This window comes from Affinundibacterium nitidum (genome assembly GCF_014284155.1).
Classification (GTDB): Bacteria; Pseudomonadota; Gammaproteobacteria; order Burkholderiales; family Burkholderiaceae_D; genus Undibacterium; species Undibacterium nitidum.
In genome coordinates this window covers 500,533-524,746 of sequence record NZ_JACOFZ010000001.1, presented here as the reverse complement: position 1 = coordinate 524,746, position 24,214 = coordinate 500,533, and the positions used below count along the sequence as shown (strand labels likewise).

The window sequence follows — 24,214 nt, the reverse complement described above, 5'->3', positions numbered from 1 at the left end:
AACCTTGTGGGTAATGAACGAATGCGAATTCCCTTTTTAAAGAAATTTAAGCCATTGCTATCGCTAAATGACCCGGAATGGGGTCGCGGGTCCAAGGATGGCAAACGTGATGATAAAAAAAACGACGATGGTCCTCCGGAGTTGGACCAGTTGTGGCGAGACTTTAATCAATCACTTGCTCGTATGTTTGGCAAGAATGATCAAGGCGGCGGAGGCCCTTCTGGACCAGGTGGTTCTGGCGCTGATATGGCGAAGTTAGGCATTGTTGTTCTACTCTCCGTTCTTGGTTTTTTTTGGATGATTAGTGGTTTCTTTATTGTTCAAGAAGGTCAGACTGGAGTTGTTACAACGTTCGGAAAGTATAGCTATCAAACGGGATCTGGTTTTAATTGGCGTTGGCCCTCTCCAATTCAAAGTCACGAGATCGTTGACGTGCAGCAGGTTCGTACAGTCGAGATTGGTTACCGTAATAGTCCCAAGAATAAGCTTGCCAAGGAATCCTTAATGTTGACCGATGATGAAAATATCATCGATATTCAATTCGCTGTTCAATATAAATTGAAAGATGCTGCGAAATGGTTGTACAACAATAGCAATAAAGAAGATATGGTTCTTCAGGTTGCGGAAACTGCGATTCGTGAGATCGTCGGCAAGAGTAAAATGGATTTTGTTTTATACGAAGGTCGAGAAAAAGTCGCTCTTGATGTGAATCTGTTGATGCAGCAGGTTTTGGACCGTTATAACTCTGGCGTACAAGTCACGAACGTAACGATGCAGGCGGTGCAACCTCCGGAACAAGTTCAGGCAGCGTTTGACGATGCGGTGAAAGCAGGGCAAGACAAAGAACGCCAGAAAAACGAAGGTCAAGCATATGCGAATGACGTGATTCCCAAAGCACGTGGTGAGGCTTCTCGCATGTTGCAGGATGCTGAGGGTTACCGTTCACGTGTGATTGCAAATGCTGAAGGTAATACAGCCCGTTTCAAACAAGTTCTAGCCGAATATCAAAAAGCACCTGCTGTGACTCGTGATCGCATGTACCTCGAGACTATGCAGCAAATTTTTAGCAGCACCACTAAGCTAATGATTGATGCAAAAAGCGCCAACAATATGATGTATTTGCCGTTGGATAAAATTATGGGGCAAGTTGACGCTGCGCAGAATCGTGCGCCAGCTGTGTCAAATAATGTAACGCCGGTTGATGCCATTCCGTCGGTCGAAGTGCGTGCGAATAAAGAAAATCGAGTCCGTGATTCTCGTGATAGAGAGGGGCGCTAATGAATAAATTACTCTCAACATTGCTTACGATAGCGATCGCTTTGTTTGCATTGAACTCCACAACCTTTGTCGTCGATCAAAAATCACACGCAATTGTATTTGCATTTGGTGAAGTGAAATCGGTGATTAGTGAGCCTGGCTTGCACTTCAAGCTACCCGCGCCATTCCAAAATGTCATATTTTTGGATAAACGCATATTGACGATTGAGTCGCCTGAGGCAGATCGGTTTATTACAGCCGAAAAGAAAAACATTCTTGTTGATACATTCGTGAAATGGCACATTATCGATCCAAAACTTTACTACGTCAGTTTTGGTGGTGTTGAATCCCGTGCTGGAGATCGTCTCACGCAAATCGTAAAGGCGGCTTTGAACGAAGAAATCACCAAGCGTTCCGTGCGTGATGTAATTTCCGGTGAACGCGATAAAGTTATGCAAGCGATTCGCACGAAAGTGACAGAAGAAGCGAAGCAGATCGGGGTTGAGATTGTTGATGTGCGTTTGAAGCGTGTCGAGTATGTCAATGAAAATATCGATTCTGTTTTTGATCGAATGAAGTCTGAACGTAGTCGTGTTGCTAATGAATTACGCTCTACAGGTTTTGCTGATTCCGAGAAAATTCGCGCTGATGCCGACCGTCAACGTATTGTTGTTTTAGCTGAAGCCTACAAAGAGGCTGAAACGATTCGTGGTGCAGGTGATGCTGAAGCAGCGAAAATTTATTCGCAAGCGTTTAGCCAAAATGCAGAGTTCTATAAGTTCTATCGCAGCTTGGAAGCATACAGAGCAAGTTTCAAAACTAAGAGCGACGTAATGATCGTCGATCAAAACTCTGAATTCTTTAAATACTTCAAAGCACCAGGTGCTGCGGCGACAGCACCAGCAAAAAAATAGTTATATAAAATCCGGGTAGGTTCTTAGACTGCACGCCTAGCGGCTTGCAGTCTTTGTGATTTTTGCCTGATCGATAAATTACCCTCTTTCAGAATTGTTGGATTCCCATGCCAAATTGGCTTTTACCTGAGAATATTGCCGACGTATTGCCTTCGGAAGCGCGCAAGATTGAAGAATTACGTCGTGTGCTGCTAGATAATTTTCGTTGCTATGGCTACGAGCTAGTGATGCCTCCCTTGCTGGAATACATTGAGTCATTGTTGACCGGTGCAGGTCAAGATATGGACTTGCGAACATTTAAATTGGTAGATCAGATTTCTGGTCGAACAATGGGTGTTCGAGCCGATATGACGACACAAGTGGCGCGTATCGATGCGCACTTATTAAATCGAAAATCAGTTACCCGTTTGTGTTATGCCGGCAGCGTTTTACATACCCGCCCATCTGGCTTACATGCGACGCGTGAGCCCTTACAGATTGGTGGTGAAATATATGGTCACGCAGGTTTGGAGGCTGATGCAGAGATCCAAGAGTTGGTGTTGGCGTCTTTGGCGCTTGCAAATATTTCCGAAGTGCGTCTGGATCTGTGCCACGTCGGAGTTCTTCGCGCCTTATTGAATTCTGATCCATCTGCGAAAGCACATGAAGCGCAATTATTTGCCTTGCTGGAGTCAAAAGACTTGCCAGCGTTGAAAGTGTTGACAAAAGACTTTCAACCTGAGATCCGTCAAGCTCTACTGGATTTGCCAAATTTATATGGCGACAAAGGGATTATTCAAAAAGCGCGTGAAATTTTGCCCCAACTGGATGGGATTGCGATAGCATTGGATGAGTTGTCTTATTTGGTTGATTTGGCGGGCACGGCTAAGGTAACTGTGGATCTGGCTGATTTGCGTGGCTATCACTACCATAGCGGTGTGATGTTTAATGCCTTTGTTCCTGGCTTGCCAAACGCAGTGGCTCGCGGTGGTCGTTATGATCACGTGGGTGAAGCATTTGGGCGTGCACGTCCCGCAACAGGCTTTTCGCTTGATCTGCGGGAGTTGGCACGTCTAATGCCTTTAGCGGAAAGAAAAGATGCGATCTTGGCTCCATGGAGTCAGGATCCTGCTTTGCGTAAAAAGATCAATGAATTACGCCTGGCTGGAGAAGTGGTTATCCAGAATTTGCCAGGCCATGAGAATGAACAGGACGAATTCGAATGCACGCGGGCAGTCGTTTTCGATGGTAGTCAATGGATTTTAAAAACTGTAGGTTGATGAGCGATGTCACAAAATAAACCAGCAAAAAATGTCGTAGTAATTGGTACACAATGGGGCGACGAGGGTAAGGGAAAAATTGTCGATTGGTTGACGGATCACGCACAAGGCGTGGTGCGCTTCCAGGGTGGCCATAATGCGGGCCATACTTTGGTTATTGGTGGTCAAAAGACGGCATTGCAGTTGATTCCATCTGGGATTATGCGTGCTGGTACTGCATGCTATATCGGTAATGGAGTTGTGTTGTCTGTGCCTGATTTGTTACGTGAGATCGATAAGTTGCAAGCAAACGGTGTTGAGGTTTGTTCCCGTTTGAAAATCTCCGAAGCTTGTCCAGTGATTTTGCCATATCACACAGCTTTGGATGCGGCGCGTGAAGCTGCACGCGGTGCCGCGAAGATTGGTACAACAGGCAAGGGCATTGGCCCAGCCTACGAAGATAAAGTGGCTCGTCGTGCGATTCGTGTTGCCGACTTGCTCAATCCAGTTCGCTTTGCTGAAAAATTGAAAGAGAACTTGGAATATCACAACTATGTTCTGGTTAATTACTTGAAGGCAGAACCGGTTGATTTCCAAAAAACCTATGATGATGCAATGCGCGATGTAGAGCGCATTCGTCCTATGGTGGCCGACGTTTCAACAGCTTTACACACTGCTTATAAAGCAGGCGCGAGCTTGCTGTTTGAAGGTGCACAAGGCAGTTTGCTGGATATCGATCATGGCACCTATCCATTCGTTACATCGAGCAATTGCGTTGCTGGTAATGCTGCAGCGGGTTCGGGTGTCGGTCCAGGCATGTTGCACTACATCTTAGGCATCACGAAAGCCTACACGACACGTGTCGGTTCTGGCCCTTTTCCATCAGAGTTGCCGACGGACCAAGGCGTTGGTAAACACTTGGCGAGTGTGGGACACGAGTTTGGTACGGTGACTGGTCGTGCCCGTCGTTGTGGTTGGTTTGATGCTGCTTTGTTGAAACGTTCTGTTCAAATCAATGGCGTTTCTGGTATGTGTTTGACTAAGTTAGACGTGTTAGATGGCCTCGAATCTTTGAAACTCTGCACTGGTTATACGATCGATGGTAAAGCTGTTGATATCTTCCCAGTTGGCGCAGAAGAGGCTGCACGTTGTGTTGCAGTTTATGAAGAGATGCCAGGTTGGTCTGAATCTACCGTTGGCGCACAATCAATGGATGCATTGCCAGTCAATGCACGCAATTACATCAAACGTATTGAGGAGTTGGTTGGCGTGCCTATTGATATGGTATCAACTGGTCCTGATCGTGAAGAAACAATCGTTTTGCGTCACCCATTTCTGTAATTCATTGTGAGTGAGTTGATGCAAAAAAATACGCCAAGTGATTTGTGGGTGTCGTGGGATGAGTATCACGCATTAATCGAACGACTTGCCATTCAGGTGCATGATTCAGGATGGCAGTTCGATCATATGGTTTGTTTGGCGCGCGGTGGATTGCGAATAGGCGATGTTTTTTCTCGCCTGTTCAAAAAATCGCTGAACATTTTGACGGTGAGCTCCTATCGTGGTGAGACTGGGCAGGATCACCAGCAGCTAATGATCGGTAGTCATATTTCAGGACTTAGTGGTGAGTTGAGCGGTAAAGTATTATTGCTTGATGATCTTGCTGATTCCGGTTTGACTTTCGTTGAAGTCGATAAATGCTTGCGTCAGCGCTATGTAGGAATTACCGAAATGAAGTCGGCGAGCTTATGGGCAAAAAGTGTTTCACAATTAATGCCTGATTACTACGTTGACTACGTTGAGGGTTCTCCTTGGATTCATCAGCCGTTTGAAGTGTATGATTCGTTGACAATTGCTGAACTGAAGGCAAAATAAGTAAATCGGCCACCAACAGTTTTTGTTGGTGGTGCTCCTCTGAACGAGGAATTTACCGTATGAAATTCATTGTGATGATCAGTTATCCTGGCTAGACACCTAGATCTGAACAGGGGTGAGGTGTGTGAGGCAGGTATAAATAAAAAAGCCGCTGATTTCTCAACGGCTTTTTTATTGAATTGCTGGTGCCCACGGAGGGACTCGAACCCCCACACCCGAAGGCACATGGACCTGAACCATGCGCGTCTACCAATTCCGCCACGTGGGCAACGGAAGGCAAGATTATAAAGTAAAGCCCACTAAAGTCAATCTATTTCAAGGCGCAGCGCCGCTCGTCACTTCGTGGGTGCGTAGGATTGGATGAACATTCCCAAGCATTTCCTCAACGGAGGCTAGGTATTTTTGACTTTAACCGATAAACTATATCTGCCTTAGCTTTGAATTTGGTATTACTGCTGCAGATCACGCGTTTGGTGTGCTGCGCGACCAATCTATATCAACAGAGACTACATCAATTTGAACAAACATCATTACCCAATTCCTAGCCGCGAGGACATACTCGGCGTCTTGCGTTCTTCAAAAACAAACCTGAAGGCGACATCGATTGCGAAAAAATTAGGCGTTAAACCTGAGGAGATCGACGGTATGGCAAGAAGACTGAAAGCAATGGAACGCGATGGTCAAATCAGACAAGATAAAGCAGGCAGCTATTCATTAGTCGCACAAGATAATTTGATCGTCGGGCGCGTGACCAGTCACCGTGATGGCTATGGATTCCTCACCCCTGATGACGGAAGCCCAGACTTGTTCTTGCCTGATCGCGAGATGACGAGGATCTTGAATGGTGACAGAGTCAGTGCACGAGTGGTCGGTACAGATCGGAAAGGACGCCTTGAAGGGGCTGTCTACGAAATCCTAGAACGTGGTAACACCCATATTATTGGCCGTCTTGTTAGCGAAAATGGTGTGTGGCTGATAGCGCCCGAGGATAATCGTATCAATCAAGATATCTTATTGGCCGGCACTCCTGGTATGGCTAAATCTGGTCAAGTGGTGAGCGTTGAGCTGATTGAGCAACCGACTAAATATTCGCAGGCTATTGGTAAAATCGTTGAGATTCTTGGTGAGATTGATGATCCTGGAATCGAAATTGAGATCGCAGTACGAAAGTTTGGAGTGCCGCATGAATTTTCTGAGCCCGCGAAAAAAGCAGCTACGAAATTGCCTGGAGAAGTTGGACCTTCCGATCTTGATGATCGTGTTGACTTACGTGATGTGCCATTAGTTACTATCGATGGCGAAGACGCGCGTGATTTTGACGATGCGGTGTATTGCACACCAGTTAAGGTTGGACGTGAAAAGGCTTACCGCTTATTGGTAGCTATTGCCGATGTCAGTCATTACGTTAAACCTAATGATGCGATCGATGAAGATGCCTTGCTCCGTAGCACATCAGTATATTTTCCGCGGCGAGTTATACCGATGTTGCCGGAAAAATTATCGAATGGTCTATGCTCGCTCAACCCAAACGTCGATCGTTTGACTTTGGTTTGTGATATGGTCATTTCTTCGGAAGGTGAAGTCACAGCGTATCAATTCTATCCGGCTGTGATGCATTCAGCGGCACGCTTTACGTATACCGAGGTCGCTGCAATTCTCGGCAACACCAAAGGGCCTGAAGCAGCAAAACGAGCGAACCTTGTACCAGATTTGCTCAACTTATACGAAGTGTTTCAAGTATTGCTGAAGGCGCGTCATCGCCGTGGAGCAATCGATTTTGAAACGACAGAGACTTATATTGTGGCTAATGCCGCGGGCAAGATTGAGAAAATTCTTCCACGTACACGTAATGACGCACATCGCTTGATCGAAGAATGTATGTTGGCGGCGAACGTTTGTGCTGCAAGTTTATTGCAAGAATACGAACATCTCGGCGTCTATCGCATACATGCGGGGCCGACCAAAGAAAAATTGACTCAAGTAAGAAACTTCTTGCGTCAAGTTGGTTTGAATTTGACTGGCGGTGATTCACCATCAGCGTCAGACTATGCGCAGTTGATGGAAAAGATCAAGTTGCGTCCTGATTCGCAATTGCTTCAAACGATGCTACTGCGCTCCATGCAACAAGCGGTATATAGTCCTGACAATATCGGTCATTTCGGTCTGTCTTATGATGCCTATGCACATTTTACTAGCCCGATTCGACGATATCCGGATTTGCTAACACATCGCGCAATCAAGGCTATTTTGGCTGGTAAAAAATATGAGCCTAAGGGAATCGATACCAGTATTTTGAATACTGCGATTTCAAACGCAGCGCGTAAGCAGATGGCTGCGGACCGTGCAGCTGGAAAAGAGCGGCCGCAAAAAGAAATCACGATTTGGGATATGCTTGGCACGCATTGTTCAGCGAACGAGCGGCGGGCGGACGAAGCTTCTCGCGATGTTGAAGCTTGGCTCAAATGTTATTTCATGAAGAATAAGCTTGGAGAAGAGTTTACCGGCACCATCTCGGGAGTTACACAGTTTGGATTGTTTGTTCAACTCGATGAAATGTTTGTCGAAGGTTTAGTGCACATCACCGACTTAGGTGCAGATTATTTCCAATTTGATGAGGCCCGTCACGAATTGCGTGGAGAACGCACAGGTAAGCGCTATCAATTGACCGATAAGATTAAAGTGCAAGTAAGTCGCGTAGACATTGATGCACGCAAGATTGATTTGGCTCTCGCAGCGAATGCTGTGCCGAATCGTTTTCCGAAAGTGCGTGAATTCGAAGAAATGGTTGAGCCACGTAGTGGTAAGCGTAAGTCCACCCCAGCAAAAGTTGTTGAGGCCTCGAAATCGAGCGTTAACAAAGCGGTCAAACCGCGTGTTTCAAATGCATATGCTGAGCCTATATCGAAAACCAAGTCACGTAAATCTACAGCAGCTCCATCACGCGCGGATCGCAAAGCGAAAGCGAGTAAGCCTGCTAGAAAAAAACGTTGATGCAGCATCAAAGTCGATTGAATTAAGTTAATGTATGTGAGTGGACGTGGTAACACGTTACTTAGTTTTGATATGAAGTCGAGGTGGTTTTTGAAAGCTAGCCTCGCATGATTAGAGAAGTCCAATGAAAAGCAAAATGATTTTCGGCTTTCACGCCGTTACCTCCCGTATCCGTCACGAGGCTTCCTCGGTTGAAGAAATTTACGTTGACAGCGATCGCTCTGATCGACGTATGCAGGAATTGATCCATGCAGCGAAGTCCGCGGGCATTCGTATCATTCAAGCTGATGATCAACGTCTGTCGAATATAGTTGGTACGCGCCGTCATCAAGGTGTCGTAGCAAAAGCAGGTGAGTTGTCATTAGCACGTAATTTGGATGAGTTGCTCGATGCTATCGAAGGCCCCCCATTATTGTTGATTTTAGATGGCATTACTGATCCACATAATTTGGGTGCCTGTTTACGTGTGGCGGATGGTGTCGGCGCTCATGCGGTGATCGCCCCCAAGGATAGGGCAGTGGGTCTAAACGCGACTGCGGCCAAAGTGGCCAGTGGCGCGGCAGAAACGGTGCCTTATATCACGGTGACAAATTTGGCACGTACCTTGCGCGATTTGAAAGAACGCGACATTTGGATTATCGGAACCTCTGATGATGTCGATAAAACGATTTACGATGTAGATTTCAAGGGTGGAATTGCGATCGTCATGGGAAATGAAGGCGAGGGTATGCGTCGCTTGACACGTGAAACCTGCGATATGCTGGTACAAATTCCTATGCTGGGCTCAGTCGAAAGTTTGAATGTCTCTGTCGCCTCAGGTGTGTGTCTGTACGAAGCACGTCGTCAACGTATTGCAAGTCAATAAAATCAAAATAGGTGGGTGTTCGGTCGCGCAAGACCGAACGCCTGCATGAATCTAAGAATCGTTCTACACTAGCGTCTTTGCACGACAATTGTGACGCTCTCGTCAGATTTTTACCATGTTTAAGCATCTTCGCGAAGATATCGCCAGCATCATTCAACGTGATCCAGCCGCCCGTAATACTTGGGATGTGATCACATGCTATCCGGGCTTGCAGGCCATTGTTATGCATGGCTGGGCAAGTTGGTGTTGGGGTCGTGGATTAAAGTGGCTGGCACGCTTTATTGCCCATTTGGCTCGATTTTTTACGGGTATTGAAATTCACCCCGGCGCTAGTATTGGCCGTCGCGTATTTATCGACCATGGCTTTGGGGTTGTAATTGGCGAAACTGCGGTCATTGGAGATGATTGTACTATTTACCAAGGCGTTACCTTGGGCGGGACTTCACTTACCAAAGGCGCGAAACGTCATCCAACTTTAGAGCATGGCGTGATCGTCGGTGCTGGTGCTAAGGTTTTGGGCAGTTTTACCGTTGGTGCTGGTGCGAAGATTGGTTCAAATTCTGTCGTGACTAAGCCTGTTCCAGCAGGTGCGACAGCAGTTGGTAACCCCGCGCATATCGTTAAGTCACCAACTGAAAAAGAAAATGCAAATGAAAGTTCAGCGTTCAGTGCATATGGCTTGAGCCAGAATGGTGATGATCCAATCTCGAAAGCGTTCAAGCATTTGACTGAGCATGTCTGTGCGCAACAAGAAGAAATTCATCGTTTGCGTGCGGCGATAGTTAGCGCAGGAATTGTTTGTGAAAAATCCTTGAACCAGAAGCCCATCAGTGCGGATGAAATTTCGCAACTCGTTGATTGAGCTTAATTCACGCTTAAGTTCAAGACTTTTGACTTTAAGTTATTCAGGAGTGTTTGCCGAAATTAGACCAGATGGATAAAACGAAGTTGACTTTGATGGTCTAGCTCTAAGTATCCGCCTCGTGCTTGTGCGCTATGATCGAAATCCCAATCTTGTAGAACGTAGCGCTCTGCAAACTCTTCCCTGTGAATTGCATTTCTATGAGTATGCCCATGAATCAAGGTACACCCTGAATGTGCCTTTACCAAATCATTTACGGCATTGAGATTCACATCCATGATCTCCATGCGTTTGGTTTGTTGTTCCTGGTGGCTCATCTTGCGCATACCCTCAATGATCGCTTTGCGCTCGCTCAAAGGCTTTCCAAGAAACTGTTGTTGCCAAGCGGGGTTTCTCACCATTTCCCTAAACTGCATATAACTAGAATCGTCAGTGCACAGAGCATCGCCATGAGATAAGAGAAAAGGCTTACCGCCTAGTTCATGTAGCGTTGGATCAACTAGCGCTTGTGCGCCGATAGTCGTGCAAAATTGTGCCCCGATTAGAAAATCGCGATTTCCTGCAATCCAGAATAATCTGACTCCGCTCTCGCTCACTGACTTGATTGATTTGACGATGCTTGAAATGTAAGGATCATTTAAATCATCGTCGCCAGCCCAATATTCGAAGAGATCACCAAGAATATATAAATTTTCTGTGTCTCGCGCTTGATGCGACAAGAAAGAGAGAAATCGTTCAGTTGTCTTTGGTAATGCAGGGCTCAGATGTACATCTGAAACAAAAAGCGCAAGCTTACGTGCTTGCGCTTTCGTGGTTGCAGCTGAATCTTTTGAAAGCTTCATTCTTGATCAGTAAAATACGACTGTCGACTTAAACAATTTCTGCTTTTTCGATAATCACACTCTCAACGGGGACATCGGAAAACATACCAGAACGTGTAGTTTTCGAAGCGGAGATCTTATCCACGATTTCTTTGCCTTCTACAACCTCTCCAAATACACAATAGCCCCAGCCATCTTGACCTGGGTAATCGAGGAAATCGTTTTTCGTCGTGTTAATGAAAAATTGCGCAGAGGCAGAATGTGGGTCACTTGTGCGTGCCATCGCTAGCGAATAACGAACGTTTTTCAAGCCATTATTTGCTTCGTTTTCAACAGGAGCATTGGTTGGTTTTTGTTTCATGCCTACTTCAAAACCACCGCCTTGAATCATGAAACCAGGAATAACACGGTGAAAAATGGTGCCAGCATAGTGACCTGCTTCAACGTAACTCAGAAAATTGGCGACGGTTTTTGGGGCCTTTTCTGCGTTCAAGTCAATTTTGATAGTTCCAAGATTCGTGGTAAGTAGAACAGCCATATTTTTCTCCTGTTTGTCTTGTTGAGTTTTCTTAATGTAGTTTGATTTACTTCATGAGCTGTATGCTAAGGATAGTGATCGGTTTGTGTGGCACATTTTGATGTATGCCATTTTCGCCGGTTGTCACACCTTTGATTTTTTCGACCGTTTCCCAGCCTTCTATTACTTTGCCGAAAGGCGTATAACCTGCTGCTGCAACCAAGGCGCGTGAGCGAGGTAAGGTGATTGGCTCTCCATTCTTCATGACGACGACAGGATCACCTACGCCGATAGGTTGATAATTTAAAAAATCATTGTTATTGACGTTGATGTAGAACTGCGCTTTTGCAGAATTAGGGTCTTGCATGCGAGCCATCGCAATAGTGCCGATATCGTTCTTTAGACCTTGTTCGAATGCTTTTCCAGCTTCGTTGGTGATAGCTGCTTCGGTTGGTTTTTCATTCATCTTGATATCGAGGCCACCACCTTGAATCATGAAATTGTCGATTACACGATGAAAAATCGTTTTGTTGTAGTGCCCCTTCTTGACGTAACGGAGAAAGTTCTCGACTGTTTTAGGTGCTTTTTCGGGGTAGAGTTCAAGCACGATATCGCCAAGCGTGGTTTTGATTTTTACCTTCGGCAGCGGCTTGCTCGGCGACGAAACTATCTGCGAGGTCAAGACCGGTTGAGATGCAACTGTTTGCTCAGCCGTTTGCGTTCCGTTTTGTGCACAAGCTGTTGTAGCGAAGAAAAACAGGCTGAAAAAAAATATACTGAGTGTATTGTTACGCTGAAAACGTGCGCCCATTTTTCCTCCAGAAAAAATTTTCTATAATTCGATTAACTTATCGTTTGAAATGCAAATGCTCAGGCTTTGTTTTGGCAACTATTTTAGCTTATTTATTCCGTGTAAAACGTTTCAAGATTAGCTGCCGGTTTTCTCTTGTTTGATGAGCCACTTGCCATCTTGTTTCACCATTAAGAGCGTTTTACGGCTACTTGCGACCAATGCTCCAGATTGATAATGTTGGCGGAATTTTACGGTAGCGTTATTGCCGTCTATTGAAACTACTGGAGATTCGTATCTAACGGTGATTTTGCCTTTGCCTTCAATTCGGGATTTGCGTTCTTCCATCCACGATTTGCGAGACTCTCCGTTTGGGGTTTGGAAATCTTTAGCGTAATACCCTAAATAAGCTTTGGTGTTTTTCGCAGCCCATACGTTCAGCCAACGATCTACCGTTTTCAAGACTTCAGCTTGAGCCTGTTGGTTATTTTTCTTGTCATTATTTTGTTTATTTTTTGCTGCCTGATTGGCGGCTATTGCAACTGAATTATTGGTCGTATTGCTTGGCTCTTTGATTGGCTCAACTTTTTGTTTTTCAGTTTTTGCTACTTCATTCTCTGGCTTGGTGCCAGAGACGAAATTATTCTCTTCGAAAACAATAGTCCATTGTGTACCTTCTTTGGCCCAATACTGACGTCGTTTGAAAGTCGCGACCCCACGGCTTGTATTAATATCTTGGGTGAAGAAACTCACGATCATATCTTCGCGGCCAGGATACTTGAATTGCGACTGCTCACGTATCTTAACCGCGCTGTCATTCATTCCTTGCAAACCAGCGTACTGTTTTTGGATCCATGTGGCTGCATTATCACCGTTAGAACTCTTGAAGCCACGTGAATAATGTTTTGCCAAAAACACGGGATTGGCAGACGCAAAGTCTTGACGCCAAAGGTCTAACATTTTGCGTGCATTGAGTTTTTCGTTCAACCACACTTGTCGGCTAACGAAATTAAGTCGTTCGCTAATCACGACTGGCGTCTTGGCGATATCCACCATGGCGGAAACTTTGAGGAAGTCCGGATTGGCTAACACCACACAGCCGTCTGATGCGAGAGGAGGGCGGCTATAGTTGGTTGCGGGAACGCCGTGCAGCCAAATTCCAGAGCCACCGCGGCCACGTAACTTGTCCCATTCATTTGGATAGTTCAACGGTAAAGCGCCTGGCCCGTAAAAGTCTGGTAGTTTCGCGCCTGGAACGCGGTTCGTAATGAAGTAAACGCCGATGGGAGTCCTTTGGTCGCCTTCTTTGGCTTTATCGACACCGAACTTACCTTGGCTTACGTAATAGTCGCTGCGCAGATTGGGCACACCGTTGACGTTCTCGTATAAATAAATACGGGCTCTTTGAGCATCCATGACCAGCGCATATTTTTGATCTTCGGCCATGTCCAATAGATTGAGCGGCACTAGATCGGGCGATGGCTTTTCAGTGATAGCGCGTATACGGGCTATTGCTTCAGCGCGGAGATCTTTTAGTTTGTCGCTATTCGAATTTGCAGCACCTAACTGTGTGACAGGTTTGGCACGCATCGCAATTAAGTCACCGCGAATTAAATGGCCTAGTTGAAAGTTTGGGTAGGCAGCCAATAAACTGTCAATTTGTGTTTGAGCCTTTGTTATCTGATTGTTAGCTAGGCTTTTATAGACGTCGATCAATAGAAGATCTGGATTGGGACCATTGCTGATTGTTGCCAAGTCTGGTTTTGGCGCAGGATTATTCGTACCGCTAGCGAACGCGCATGGACTGTTGATCAAGAACAGAGACAATGTTGTTACGAGCAGGCGTTGCCCAGCACTGAGCAGTGCTGGCTGTGTACTTCGAAAAAATGAAACCATTAGCTACCCGAACGTTCCTGCTTAATCAGCCATTTTCCATCGTGCTTGGTCATCACCAAAACCTTGCGGCTGGTCGAAGACAGGCGATCAGAAGTGTAATATTGTTTGAATTTAACGGTAGCGGTGTTGTCCTCAACTTTGATATTGAGATCCTCAATGCGGACGTTGATTTTACCTTTACCTTCGATTCGTGAACGGCGGTCTTCCGCCCAATTGCTGCGCGATTCGCCATTCGGTGTCTGGAAATCTTTGGCGTAATAAGATAAATATTTATTTACATCCTGATTACTCCACGCTTTTGCCCATGATTCAACCGCATTCGTCACAGTATCTTTATCAGAGACAGCTGAAGTTGGTTTGACATTAGACTTTGGCTCAGCAGGTTTTGAATTGTTTGCCGCTGCCACTGTTGCAGGTGTTGGTGCTGGTGGTGTCGTAACGGGCACATTCGCAGCTGCAGGCGGATTTAATTTGGGATTGGTGCCGCCCGTTGTGTTACCGATTAAGTTCTTTACCAAATTGAGCTTGAGTTTGGCCGTGGAGTTGCTCGAATCGAGTTGTAGAGCCTTGTCATATGACTGGCTTGCCAACTTGGCATACACGTCCCCAAGATTTTCATGTGCGGTGCCATAAGTTGGATTAGTACGAATCGCCATTTCTAGAGCAGCGCTCGCTTTTTGATATTGCCCGTTCGATGCATAAAGCACGGCGAGATTGTTGTATGGCTCTGGAAGTTCTGGGAAATCGTCGGTTAATTTTGTGAATACGACAATCGCCTCTGAAGATTTGTTCTGCTCGGTCAAAATAATACCTTTGAGGAAACGCATTTGCGCATCTTTTGGTTTTTGGGCGAGCACGGCATCAATTTTTTTGATCGCTTCGTTCAGTTGACCTGCTTTGTACAATTTGCTGGCGTCGCTCGCATCGTCTGCGTAGACCAGGCCTGGGGCGAGAATGGCAAACAGTGCGGAAATCGCAAATGCGTTTTTGATGGGATTGCGCATAGTGTACGAATTGTCTTTTCTAAAAAGATGTCACGAATTAGTCCATGACATGTTTGTTAATTTGGTCAGGCGCAATCTTAGCAAATAAACCCGTGCATGCGGGTAGCTATTCTGTAAATTCGCTCTAAAAAGTCACAAATTTGAGCATGTGCTACGGTTTGCATCTAAATATTTAGTTCATTGATTCAGTGTCCTCTCTGGCGCCGCGCTTTATTGAACTATTTTGGAGAATGAACAAAAAGAGATTTCTTTCTTAATTGGAGTAATTCCAGTGAAAGTATTGGAATGCGAACGCGAATTAGAAATTTTCACGAACAAAAACGGTGAATTCGATACTTTAACTTTTGTTTGGAAGGTGGAAAAAAGCGTTCTCAAGTTCCGGTTTGATGTAAAATCAGGCGCTTTTCCTTGCCGTTTGAGCCGCAAATCGGATGGCGAATGGAAAGAACGTAAATTAAAGACAAGTTTGTGTTCGAGCGCGGCAGATATCAAGAAAAATGAAAACAAATAATTCAAACCGCAAAAACGAGTTGCATGTTCCTGATTATTGGGACGAGGCTAAAAGCGAGCTCATGAAACGAGATCGTATTTTGCGTCGTTTAATACCGCAGTTTGGCGATCTTTACTTGTTGGGCCGTGACGATGCCTTTACAACACTGACGAGGTCTATTATCGCTCAGCAGATCACCGCAAACTCGGCTGCTGCCTTGTGGGAAAAGTATTTGGTCGCCTGTCCGAAGTCGACCCCAGCCGAAGTCTTGAAAGTGGGGCGTGAGACATTGGCGAGCTGTGGCCTTTCGAAGCGCAAGACAGATTACATATTGGATCTCGCAAGTCATTTTCAAGACGGTAAAGTCCACGTAGACAAATGGATTGATATGTCGGATGAGGCGGTAATCGCTGAACTCGTCCAGATTCGTGGCATCAGTCGTTGGACCGCTGAGATGTTCTTGATTTTCAATCTGCTGCGGCCAAATATATTGCCGCTTGATGATGCAGGATTAATAAGTGGGATTAGCAAAAATTACTTTTCTGGTGAGCCGGTTTCTCGGATTGATATCCGTGAGGTAGCCGCCAATTGGGAGCCTTGGCGAACGGTTGCAACATGGTATATGTGGCGAAGTTTGGATTCTAAGGCCGTATAAATGGTACAATCGACACCTATTTCTAACTCGTGTGGATTTTTTAAGGGGACACGATGACTAAGACTACATTCCTAGGATTTGAGCAACAAATCGCGGAACTTGAAACAAAAATCGAAGAATTGCGTTTTGTTCAAGACGATTCTGCAGTCGATATTTCTGAAGAAATTGACCGACTATCCCAGAAGAGTCAGATGTTGACTAAAGATATTTATGCCAAGTTAACTCCGTGGCAGGTCTCTCAAATCTCACGTCATCCTCAGCGTCCATATACGCTCGATTATATTAATCAGATTTTCACTGATTTTCATGAGTTGCATGGCGATCGTGCATTTTCTGATGACCTTGCGATTGTTGGTGGATTGGCGCGTTTCAATGGCCAAGCCTGTATGGTAATTGGTCACCAAAAAGGCCGCGATACTAAAGAACGTGCAATGCGCAACTTTGGTATGCCAAAGCCAGAGGGCTATCGTAAGGCAATGCGCCTAATGAAGCTTGCTGAAAAGTTCGATATTCCAGTCTTTACGTTTATTGATACCACCGGCGCATGGCCAGGTATTGATGCTGAAGAGCGCGGTCAGTCTGAAGCAATCGGTCACAATTTATATGTGATGGCTGAATTGAAGGTACCTTTGATCGCGACCATTATCGGTGAGGGCGGTTCGGGCGGTGCGTTGGCACTGGCAGTGGGTGACTCGGTCCTGATGTTGCAATATGCAACTTATTCGGTTATTTCTCCAGAAGGTTGTGCTTCAATTTTGTGGAAAACTTCTGAGCGTGCCTCAGACGCTGCAGAAGCATTGGGTTTAACGGCCAATCGTCTGAAGGCTATGGGTTTAATCGATAAGATTATCAATGAACCATTGGGCGGGGCTCATCGCGATCCAAAGCAAATGTGCGCGTTGGTTAAGCGTGCTCTTGCCGATACACTGCGTCAGTTCCAAGGTATGAAAACTAAGGACCTGCTAGCGGCTCGTCATGAGAAGTTGATGAGCTATGGCACCTTTAAGGAAACTCGAGTATCTGAATGAGTTTAGGGCTGGCGGCATCTGTCGATGCGTTTGAACACCGCGCGGTTGCCAAACTTGCTGGCCTGTTAAAAGATCAGGTCCCACTTGCTCTTAAGCACGGAATTGCAGTTGCTTATAGCGGTGGACTCGATTCTACTGCACTCCTACATTTGGTCAGCCGATTCTGTGCAGACCAACAAATTCCCTGTTTTGCATTTCACGTTCACCACGGCTTGAGTCGTAACGCCGATGCTTGGATGCAGCATTGCGCATCTGAGTGTATTAATATTGGTGTGCCTTTCGATTTTCAACGAGTTCAAATCAATTTGAATGGCGAAGGTTTAGAAGCTGCAGCGCGTCGGGAGCGTTATCAGGCGCTCGGTACGCTATGCACTAAACACCAGATCCCTCTGTTACTTACAGCCCACCATATTGATGACCAAGCAGAGACTTTGCTGATGCAGTTGTTGCGTGGAAGCGGCCCGCGTGGGCTAGGTGGCATGGATGACTTCAATTTTGCCCCTGATTTGCTCCATAGCGCGTCGCTTATGGTTGCAAGACCTTTGTTGCATGAAACAAGAAAACATTTGGAAGTCTTTTGCGCACACTACTCTCTGAGTCACGTAAATGACGAGTCAAATGAGGATCTCAGATTTACTCGAAATGCGATTAGACGGCAATTAATGCCGCAACTTGAAGTGCTCGCACCAAAGTTTTCACAGAGGCTGGCTAGAAGCGCCTCACATATGCGCTCCGCAAACCGCATGTTGGATGAGCTGGCGGATTCTGATCTTAGGGCAGCTCTGGATGAGGATGCGCTGCAACTCAAACATCTAGTTAATCTAAGTACAGATCGCATTGATAACCTATTTCGGTATTGGCTCAGTATTTCTAAGGTACAGATGCCATCAACATCGAAGTTGAGTGAAATGCGCAAACAGTTATTTAGCGCTCGAGCAGATGCACGTATAGGTATTCAGCATCTTGACTTCACACTGTCTCGATATGATGAGAAGATTTATTTGATACGAAGCGCTCCGAATCAAGATCCCGATCCAGTCGTCAATTTGTTATGGATGGGGGAAGGGGAAATTGAAATCCCTGAGTTCAATGGAAGATTAAGCTTTGAAGAAGCTGAGGTTGGAATCAGTCCTCAGCAACTTTATGGAAAAAGCTTGCGAGTCCAAAGACGTGTTTCTGGGATTCGTCTTCGACTCGGAAAAAATAGACCCTCAAGAGACATGAAGAGTCATTTCCAAACTTGCCGCATTCCATTTTGGCGACGTGCCCAGTTACCATTTCTGTTCATGGACGAACGATTGTTGTTTGTGGCGGAAGTAGGCATCGATGCATATTTTTTGAGTGAAGAGCCAGGACCCAAGATTCGAATATCTTGGAAAGATAACCCCTGAAAAGTGCATCAAAAGAGAGAAGAGTAAAACGAAATGAGTAGACAAATTGTCTTAGATACTGAGACCACAGGCTTGAATCCGCGTCAAGGAAACCGAGTCATTGAAATCGGTTGCGTTGAACTTATTAATCGTAAGTTGACGGGAAATAACTTTCATCGTTACATCAATCCGGAACGTGAATCTGAAGAGGGAGCGTTAGCTGTCCATGGATTAACCACCGAGTTTCTGAGTGATAAACCAAAATTTTCAGAAATCGTTGAAGAGTTTTTGGAGTACGTTCAGGGCGCGGAGCTGGTTATCCATAATGCGCCTTTTGATATGGGCTTCTTGAACGCCGAGTTTGAGCTTTTGGGGCGGGGCCCTTTCGATCAATACGTTGGAACGGTAATTGATTCTTTGGTTCAAGCAAAAGAACTACATCCCGGAAAGCGTAATTCACTCGATGCACTTTGCGATCGGTATGAAATTTCAAATGCCCATCGTAAATTGCACGGTGCGTTGCTCGATGCGGAGCTTTTGGCGGATGTTTTTTTGGCGATGTCACGTGGGCAAAATAGTTTTATCAGCCTTGATGACGAGGCAGAACAGCAAACTCAAACGGTTGAAGAAGTCATTATTGATGAAGCGAATTACGATATTTTGATTCTCCGTGCGAGTGAGGCAGAAATCGAAATACACCAGAAGCAATTGGAGGATATTGGCAAGAATGGAAGTAGCGTTTGGATGCAAAACAAGGAAATTCCAGTTTAATTCAGCAACTTCCACGCATTCATTTAAATAAAAGTTTCAGTGTTTTGCCATATTTAGGTATGAAATTAGCAAATGGAGTCCTCGAGAGAGTGCTCCATTTTGCTTTTATATCAACCTAAGATGTCAGGGAATCAATGTCTTTGTTTGTTGTTTTGTTACTTTTCGGCAAATTTCCAACATTTTTTTTGAGTAATCTCAAAAAAAAACCTCAAGTTTTCCTAATCCTGTCCGTTAAGAGTGGTACGACAAAGACTAAAAGTAAGTAAAAAATATTTTGAGAGAACCCTAAAGTTTTCCTAAAGTCTGCCGTTAATGATTTTAAGAAGCGAAAGGGTTGCAAAAGTAGTTTTGTAAGTCTTTGTTTTTTATCGAAAAATTTCTAATTTGTAAAAATTATCAATTATTTCGAAGACAATTCAAATTTTGCATTATCAACGGTGCAATATCAAATTACCGACCATATGTAGGAGGATATCCTATGTGGTCGTTCATCTTTTTCTGCGCGAAATTACATCATTTCTCTGATACAACACATTTTTCCTTGGTAACACAATGTATCCCACTGGCAATACATTTCGCTAGGGCAAATATGTGGGAGTGCTAAAATGACACCAAATGATATGATGGCTGAAATTCGCGATGCAAACTTGAGCTATTTGATGCTTGCGCAACAAATGATCCGTGCAGATAAAGCAACGGCAATTTTCCGCTTAGGTATCGGGAAGGAAATCGCTGATTTGATCGAGGGATTAAATAATTCTCAAATCTTGAAACTGGCAGGCTCCAACATGATGTTGGCACGCTTCCGCTTCGAAGATAGCTCAATTCTCTGTATGTTGACCAATTATAACAAAGAGCGCAGTTTGGCTCAGTCTCATGCTGCCATTTTGATGGCTGGCCAAAACGTCGAAGAAATTGCTTAATTTCATCGAATCTATTTGCGCACTGAGGGGAATATTATGGTGACCAAAAGTATAGTGAATGAAGCTAACGAAATCCAATTAGCGGTTGATCTAGTCAATCTTGGCGCTCGCTTGCAATTGCTTGAGTCTGAAACTTCCTTGTCACGTGAGCGACTTTTGAAGATTTATAAAGAGCTTAAAGGTGTATCACCACCGAAAGGAATGTTGCCATTTTCAGCGGATTGGTTTGTTACTTGGCAGCCAAATATTCATTCGTCCTTGTTTATGAATATTTTTAAATACCTCCGTGAACATGCTGGTGTCAATGGTATTCATGCGGTGGTTAAAGCATATAAGTTATACCTCGAGCAGATGCCTGTGGCTGACGGCGAAGAGCCTGTTCTTTCGTTGACTCGGGCTTGGACTTTAGTTCGTTTTTTCGAGGGTAATATGTTGTCTTTTGTGCGTTGTGAGCATTGCGGTGGTCAATTCGTTGGGCATACATTAGACTTGCACGATCATTATGCTTGCGGTTTATGCCATGTCCCGTCGAGGGCTGGTAAAACGAAGAAGGCAAAGCATGCCGAGTTGACGCACTAGTTAAATTTGCTTGAAATAGTGCGTCTCTTAAATAAAAGTAGAAAGGGCGCACTTTGAAAGTATCGATCGGGATTAAATCGCTGGGAATACAGTTTGTCTCTTTTTTTCTAGGCTTTCTTTTTCTGATACTTTTAAATCGAGCTTTCGGGTTTATCGCTTCACCATATGCATTTCTAGTTTGTTGTGGCTCTGCAGCTGCAATTCTCTCGCTGATTCTTAGGTTCGATTGGTGGTGGGCGCTTATACAGTTATGCTTCCCGTCGATTATCTATTTCGCCTATCAGCAAAATATCGCACCTATAGCATATTTGGCTGCCTTACTTGTTTGCGCTCTCGTCTTTTGGTCTACGTACAAGACACAAGTGCCTTACTACCCATCACGTTCTTCATTGGCTGAGCCAATTGCTTCCTTGCTTGATGAGTTTGAGTCTCCAAGTTTAATTGACTTGGGAAGTGGCCTGGGTGGCTTATTGTTTCGTCTGGAGGATTCACGTAAAAACGCCCGATTTTTTGGGATTGAAATCGCTCCCTTGCCATATTGCTGCAGTCAAATCCGGCGTATCTTGCGAGGTTCAAATGTTAAATTTCTATTCGGAAGCTACTTTAGCTTAGATCTTAGCGAATTTGATGTTGTTTTTTGTTATCTTTCTCCTGCGGCTATGCCAGATTTGTGGGATAAGGCAAGTACAGAGATGAAAAAAGGCTCGATGCTATTGAGTTATGAGTTCATTATTCCTGATGTGCCAGTGAGTTTTACGCTTGAGATGAAGGGCGGTGGGCCGGTGTTATACGGGTGGCGCATATAATGAAACAACAGAAATATATTTTTTGAGCAATATTTTGGAAAATGTTGCCTCATATTACTAGATCGCTGGTATTCTTTAGATATTGCTCTACGGATTTAATTTTGGTGTTTGGCAGTTCTTCTTGAGGAGTCTCACTCGTGTTAGTCATCGTCGGCTATATCGTTGTCTGCGGGTCCGTTTTCGGCGGTTTTGTCATGTCAGGCGGTCATCTCGCCGTTCTTTTTCAGCCGCTCGAATTACTCATGATTGGTGGCGCTGCAGTCGGTGCTTCGCTGGTCGGTAATAATGCTAAAACTCTCAAAGCCTCATTAAAGGCTTTGCCTAGCGTATTCAAAGGTTCTAAATACAGCAAAGCCTTGTATATGGAGCTGATGACAATGTTGTTTGATGTCCTCACAAAAATTCGGAAAGAAGGCTTGATGTCGATCGAAGGAGACATCGAAAAGCCTGAGGAAAGCCCGCTCTTTAGCAAATACACTTTGGTGGTCTCCGATCATCATTTGATGGAATTCTTAGGTGATTATCTTCGTTTGATGGTGTCCGGCAATATGGATGCATTTCAAATTGAAAACCTGATGGATAACGAGCTTGAGACGCATCACCACGAAGGTGCAGCACCTGCCCACTTTATTGCGAAATTAGGTGATGGTTTGCCTGCGTTCGGTATCGTTGCGGCGGTGATGGGTGTGGTTCATACCATGGAGTCTGTGGGTATTCCACCAGCAGAGTTGGGGATTTTGATTGCCCATGCTTTGGTTGGCACTTTCCTTGGTATCTTGCTGGCTTATGGTTTTGTCGGTCCGTTGGCTAGTTTAATGGAGCAAAATTTGGATGAGTCATCTAAAACTTTTCAATGCATTAAGGTGACGCTGTTAGCGAGTTTGAATGGTTATGCGCCAGCATTATCTGTTGAATTTGGACGCAAGGTTTTGTATTCCACTGAGCGGCCAACGTTCTCTGAGTTGGAAGAGCATATTAAACAATCGAAGTCTAAATAAACACCTTTGATTTAATCATGGCAAACGAAGAGCTCAGACCCATTATCGTCAAGCGCATCAAGAAACATGGTGGTGGTCATCATGGTGGTGCGTGGAAAATCGCCTATGCCGACTTCGTCACTGCGATGATGGCTTTTTTCTTGTTGATGTGGCTTTTGGGTTCAACGGCTAAAGGTAATTTGCAAGGTATTGCTGAGTACTTTCAAACGCCATTGAAAGTGGCCATGTCCGGTGGTGACGGTAGTGGCGATAGTTCTAGTGTCATTAAGGGTGGTGGTAAAGATTTATCTCTAAGGGAAGGGCAAACTCGTAAAGGTGATATTGAGGCGCCTAAGAAAACTTATAACCTTCAGGCGGCGGAAGCAGCGCTAGCAAAAGTAGATGCTGAACGCCTGAAAAGTTTGAAAGAGAAGATTGAGGCCGCAATAGAAGCGAGTCCAACACTCAAACAGTTTAAGAAGCAACTACTGCTGGATATCACGACTGAAGGCTTGCGAATTCAAATGGTGGATGAAAAAAATCGTCCGATGTTTGCTTCCGGTAATGCGGATTTACAGCCGTACACAAAAGAGATTTTGCATGAAATCGGTTTGGCATTGAATGAGGTTCCGAACAAGATTAGTTTGTCCGGTCATACCGATGCTGCACCATATGGACACGGTGAAAAAGGCTATAGCAATTGGGAATTGTCAGCTGATCGCGCAAATGCTTCGCGTCGAGAACTGATTTACGGTGGCATGGATGAGACTAAAGTTCTAAGGATTGTTGGCCTTTCTTCGTCCGTTCTATTTGATAAGGGTGATCCTTTGAACCCTATTAATCGCCGGATCAGTATTATTGTAATGAATAAAAAAGCCGAACAATCGGCGTCGCAAGATGGTGGTGAGATCGATGTTGGTAAGCAAGTTGATGTAATAACGGAACCAAAAAAGTAATGTAATTCATTAATTGCTTAAAAGATTGCAACTGTAACGTTGCAGAATGGGATGCTAAAGATGTCGAAGAAACAGATGTTGGGATCTCGGGTAAAGGAACTGCTGGCTGGTGTTTCCGACCACGGTGTTGATCATTTGGTCGAGGTCGAAACTGATCTCGTACAGACTACGCTTTTGCTGGCTGAGGCTATCGAAAAGCTTGGTGCTAGTTTTCTTGATTTGCATAGTTCGATAACCGTACAAGAAGAGCATATTAGAGAAATTATCAGTGACGGAAAAGTGCCCCAAGAGAGTGTCGATAAACTGGCGCAAATCCAAGCAGATATTGCACTGCATATTAATCGAGCCGTCACCAGTTTGCAGTTTCAAGATCTTACGAGCCAATTGATCTCTCGGACGGTGCAACGCAGCGCGGGTCTACGCGAGTTACTTTCAACCTTAGACGTGGGAAATGACATTCCACATGATGGGGGCACAGAAGAAATCGCTGGCGTGCTATCAGAGATCACTGAAAGACTGCAACGTCAGAGCATTGAGTTAAAGAGTTTGTTGCGGAAAACAGTAAATCAGCAGCATCTTGATAGTGGTGATATTGAATTGTTTTAATGATTGACAGAACTGAGAATTTT

The 24,214-nt window shown here is 44.9% G+C and carries 23 protein-coding genes and 1 tRNA gene; 18 read left to right on the top strand and 6 right to left on the bottom strand.

From position 1 onward, the window contains the following. The first annotated feature begins 21 nt into the window (after positions 1-21). The 5 genes from hflK (at position 22) to H8K36_RS02240 (ending at position 5,284) form a co-directional block, all read left to right on the top strand. Positions 22-1,278 (top strand): FtsH protease activity modulator HflK, encoded by a 1,257-nt coding sequence (hflK, locus tag H8K36_RS02260; protein ID WP_186915280.1) that lies wholly within the window; start codon positions 22-24, stop codon positions 1,276-1,278. Then, positions 1,278-2,171, top strand: a complete 894-nt coding sequence (gene hflC / locus H8K36_RS02255; protein WP_186915281.1) for a protease modulator HflC — start codon at positions 1,278-1,280, stop codon at positions 2,169-2,171. Before hflK ends, hflC begins: the two co-directional genes overlap by 1 nt. Before the next feature lie 107 nt (positions 2,172-2,278). Further along, positions 2,279-3,430: an ATP phosphoribosyltransferase regulatory subunit gene (locus H8K36_RS02250; RefSeq protein WP_186915282.1), complete on the top strand. Its 1,152-nt coding sequence runs from the start codon at positions 2,279-2,281 to the stop codon at positions 3,428-3,430. 6 nt (positions 3,431-3,436) lie between these two features. After that, the gene (locus H8K36_RS02245) at positions 3,437-4,750 is read left to right on the top strand and encodes an adenylosuccinate synthase (protein ID WP_186915283.1); all 1,314 of its coding nucleotides are present in this window, start codon (positions 3,437-3,439) and stop codon (positions 4,748-4,750) included. Positions 4,751-4,768: 18 nt separating this feature from the next. After that, the gene (locus H8K36_RS02240; RefSeq protein ID WP_186915284.1) at positions 4,769-5,284 is read left to right on the top strand and encodes a phosphoribosyltransferase; all 516 of its coding nucleotides are present in this window, start codon (positions 4,769-4,771) and stop codon (positions 5,282-5,284) included. Positions 5,285-5,467: 183 nt separating this feature from the next. Here H8K36_RS02240 and H8K36_RS02235 read toward each other — a convergent pair. Further along, positions 5,468-5,552, bottom strand: a tRNA-Leu gene (locus H8K36_RS02235). 248 nt (positions 5,553-5,800) lie between these two features. Here H8K36_RS02235 and rnr point away from each other — a divergent pair. The 3 genes from rnr (at position 5,801) to cysE (ending at position 10,002) form a co-directional block, all read left to right on the top strand. Then, positions 5,801-8,275, top strand: coding sequence for a ribonuclease R (gene rnr, locus H8K36_RS02230; protein ID WP_186915285.1), 2,475 nt, complete (start codon positions 5,801-5,803; stop codon positions 8,273-8,275). 124 nt (positions 8,276-8,399) lie between these two features. Next, positions 8,400-9,140 carry a 23S rRNA (guanosine(2251)-2'-O)-methyltransferase RlmB gene (gene rlmB, locus H8K36_RS02225; protein WP_186915286.1) on the top strand — a complete coding sequence of 247 codons (741 nt, stop codon included), beginning with the start codon at positions 8,400-8,402 and terminating at the stop codon, positions 9,138-9,140. 115 nt (positions 9,141-9,255) lie between these two features. Further along, positions 9,256-10,002, top strand: coding sequence for a serine O-acetyltransferase (gene cysE, locus H8K36_RS02220; protein WP_186915287.1), 747 nt, complete (start codon positions 9,256-9,258; stop codon positions 10,000-10,002). A 62-nt stretch (positions 10,003-10,064) separates the two neighbouring features. On the opposite strand, the gene H8K36_RS02215 is transcribed toward cysE, so the two are convergent. The 5 genes from H8K36_RS02215 to H8K36_RS02195 all read right to left on the bottom strand — a co-directional run bounded on the left by H8K36_RS02215 (position 10,065) and on the right by H8K36_RS02195 (position 15,030). Beyond that, positions 10,065-10,844, bottom strand: a complete 780-nt coding sequence (locus H8K36_RS02215) for a UDP-2,3-diacylglucosamine diphosphatase (RefSeq protein ID WP_186915288.1) — start codon at positions 10,842-10,844, stop codon at positions 10,065-10,067. A gap of 28 nt (positions 10,845-10,872) precedes the next feature. Beyond that, positions 10,873-11,361 (bottom strand): peptidylprolyl isomerase, encoded by a 489-nt coding sequence (locus tag H8K36_RS02210; RefSeq protein ID WP_186915289.1) that lies wholly within the window; start codon positions 11,359-11,361, stop codon positions 10,873-10,875. 46 nt (positions 11,362-11,407) lie between these two features. After that, positions 11,408-12,151, bottom strand: a complete 744-nt coding sequence (locus H8K36_RS02205; RefSeq protein WP_186915290.1) for a peptidylprolyl isomerase — start codon at positions 12,149-12,151, stop codon at positions 11,408-11,410. Positions 12,152-12,268: 117 nt separating this feature from the next. Further along, positions 12,269-14,026 carry a L,D-transpeptidase family protein gene (locus H8K36_RS02200; RefSeq protein WP_186915291.1) on the bottom strand — a complete coding sequence of 586 codons (1,758 nt, stop codon included), beginning with the start codon at positions 14,024-14,026 and terminating at the stop codon, positions 12,269-12,271. Further along, a complete protein-coding gene (locus H8K36_RS02195) occupies positions 14,026-15,030 on the bottom strand; it encodes a nuclear transport factor 2 family protein (RefSeq protein WP_186915292.1) in 1,005 nt (334 codons plus the stop codon). Before H8K36_RS02195 ends, H8K36_RS02200 begins: the two co-directional genes overlap by 1 nt. A 497-nt stretch (positions 15,031-15,527) precedes the next feature. Between H8K36_RS02195 and H8K36_RS02190 the strand changes: the two genes are divergently transcribed. The 10 genes from H8K36_RS02190 to H8K36_RS02145 all read left to right on the top strand — a co-directional run bounded on the left by H8K36_RS02190 (position 15,528) and on the right by H8K36_RS02145 (position 24,191). After that, positions 15,528-16,175: a DNA-3-methyladenine glycosylase family protein gene (locus H8K36_RS02190; RefSeq protein WP_186915293.1), complete on the top strand. Its 648-nt coding sequence runs from the start codon at positions 15,528-15,530 to the stop codon at positions 16,173-16,175. A gap of 53 nt (positions 16,176-16,228) precedes the next feature. Then, a complete protein-coding gene (locus H8K36_RS02185) occupies positions 16,229-17,203 on the top strand; it encodes an acetyl-CoA carboxylase carboxyltransferase subunit alpha (RefSeq protein ID WP_186915294.1) in 975 nt (324 codons plus the stop codon). Then, positions 17,200-18,594 (top strand): tRNA lysidine(34) synthetase TilS, encoded by a 1,395-nt coding sequence (gene tilS, locus H8K36_RS02180; RefSeq protein ID WP_186915295.1) that lies wholly within the window; start codon positions 17,200-17,202, stop codon positions 18,592-18,594. Before H8K36_RS02185 ends, tilS begins: the two co-directional genes overlap by 4 nt. A gap of 33 nt (positions 18,595-18,627) precedes the next feature. Then, entirely contained in the window at positions 18,628-19,344 is a 717-nt protein-coding gene (dnaQ, locus tag H8K36_RS02175) for a DNA polymerase III subunit epsilon (protein ID WP_186915296.1), read from the top strand. A 605-nt stretch (positions 19,345-19,949) separates the two neighbouring features. Further along, a complete protein-coding gene (gene flhD / locus H8K36_RS02170; protein ID WP_186915297.1) occupies positions 19,950-20,267 on the top strand; it encodes a flagellar transcriptional regulator FlhD in 318 nt (105 codons plus the stop codon). 36 nt (positions 20,268-20,303) lie between these two features. Further along, a complete protein-coding gene (flhC, locus tag H8K36_RS02165) occupies positions 20,304-20,846 on the top strand; it encodes a flagellar transcriptional regulator FlhC (protein WP_186915298.1) in 543 nt (180 codons plus the stop codon). Positions 20,847-20,899: 53 nt separating this feature from the next. Next, positions 20,900-21,652 (top strand): class I SAM-dependent methyltransferase, encoded by a 753-nt coding sequence (locus tag H8K36_RS02160; protein ID WP_186915299.1) that lies wholly within the window; start codon positions 20,900-20,902, stop codon positions 21,650-21,652. Between the two features lie 137 nt (positions 21,653-21,789). Then, the gene (motA, locus tag H8K36_RS02155; RefSeq protein WP_186915300.1) at positions 21,790-22,650 is read left to right on the top strand and encodes a flagellar motor stator protein MotA; all 861 of its coding nucleotides are present in this window, start codon (positions 21,790-21,792) and stop codon (positions 22,648-22,650) included. Between the two features lie 17 nt (positions 22,651-22,667). Further along, a complete protein-coding gene (motB, locus tag H8K36_RS02150; RefSeq protein WP_186915301.1) occupies positions 22,668-23,585 on the top strand; it encodes a flagellar motor protein MotB in 918 nt (305 codons plus the stop codon). Between the two features lie 60 nt (positions 23,586-23,645). After that, positions 23,646-24,191 (top strand): chemotaxis protein, encoded by a 546-nt coding sequence (locus H8K36_RS02145; RefSeq protein ID WP_186915302.1) that lies wholly within the window; start codon positions 23,646-23,648, stop codon positions 24,189-24,191. Positions 24,192-24,214 lie beyond the last annotated feature (23 nt).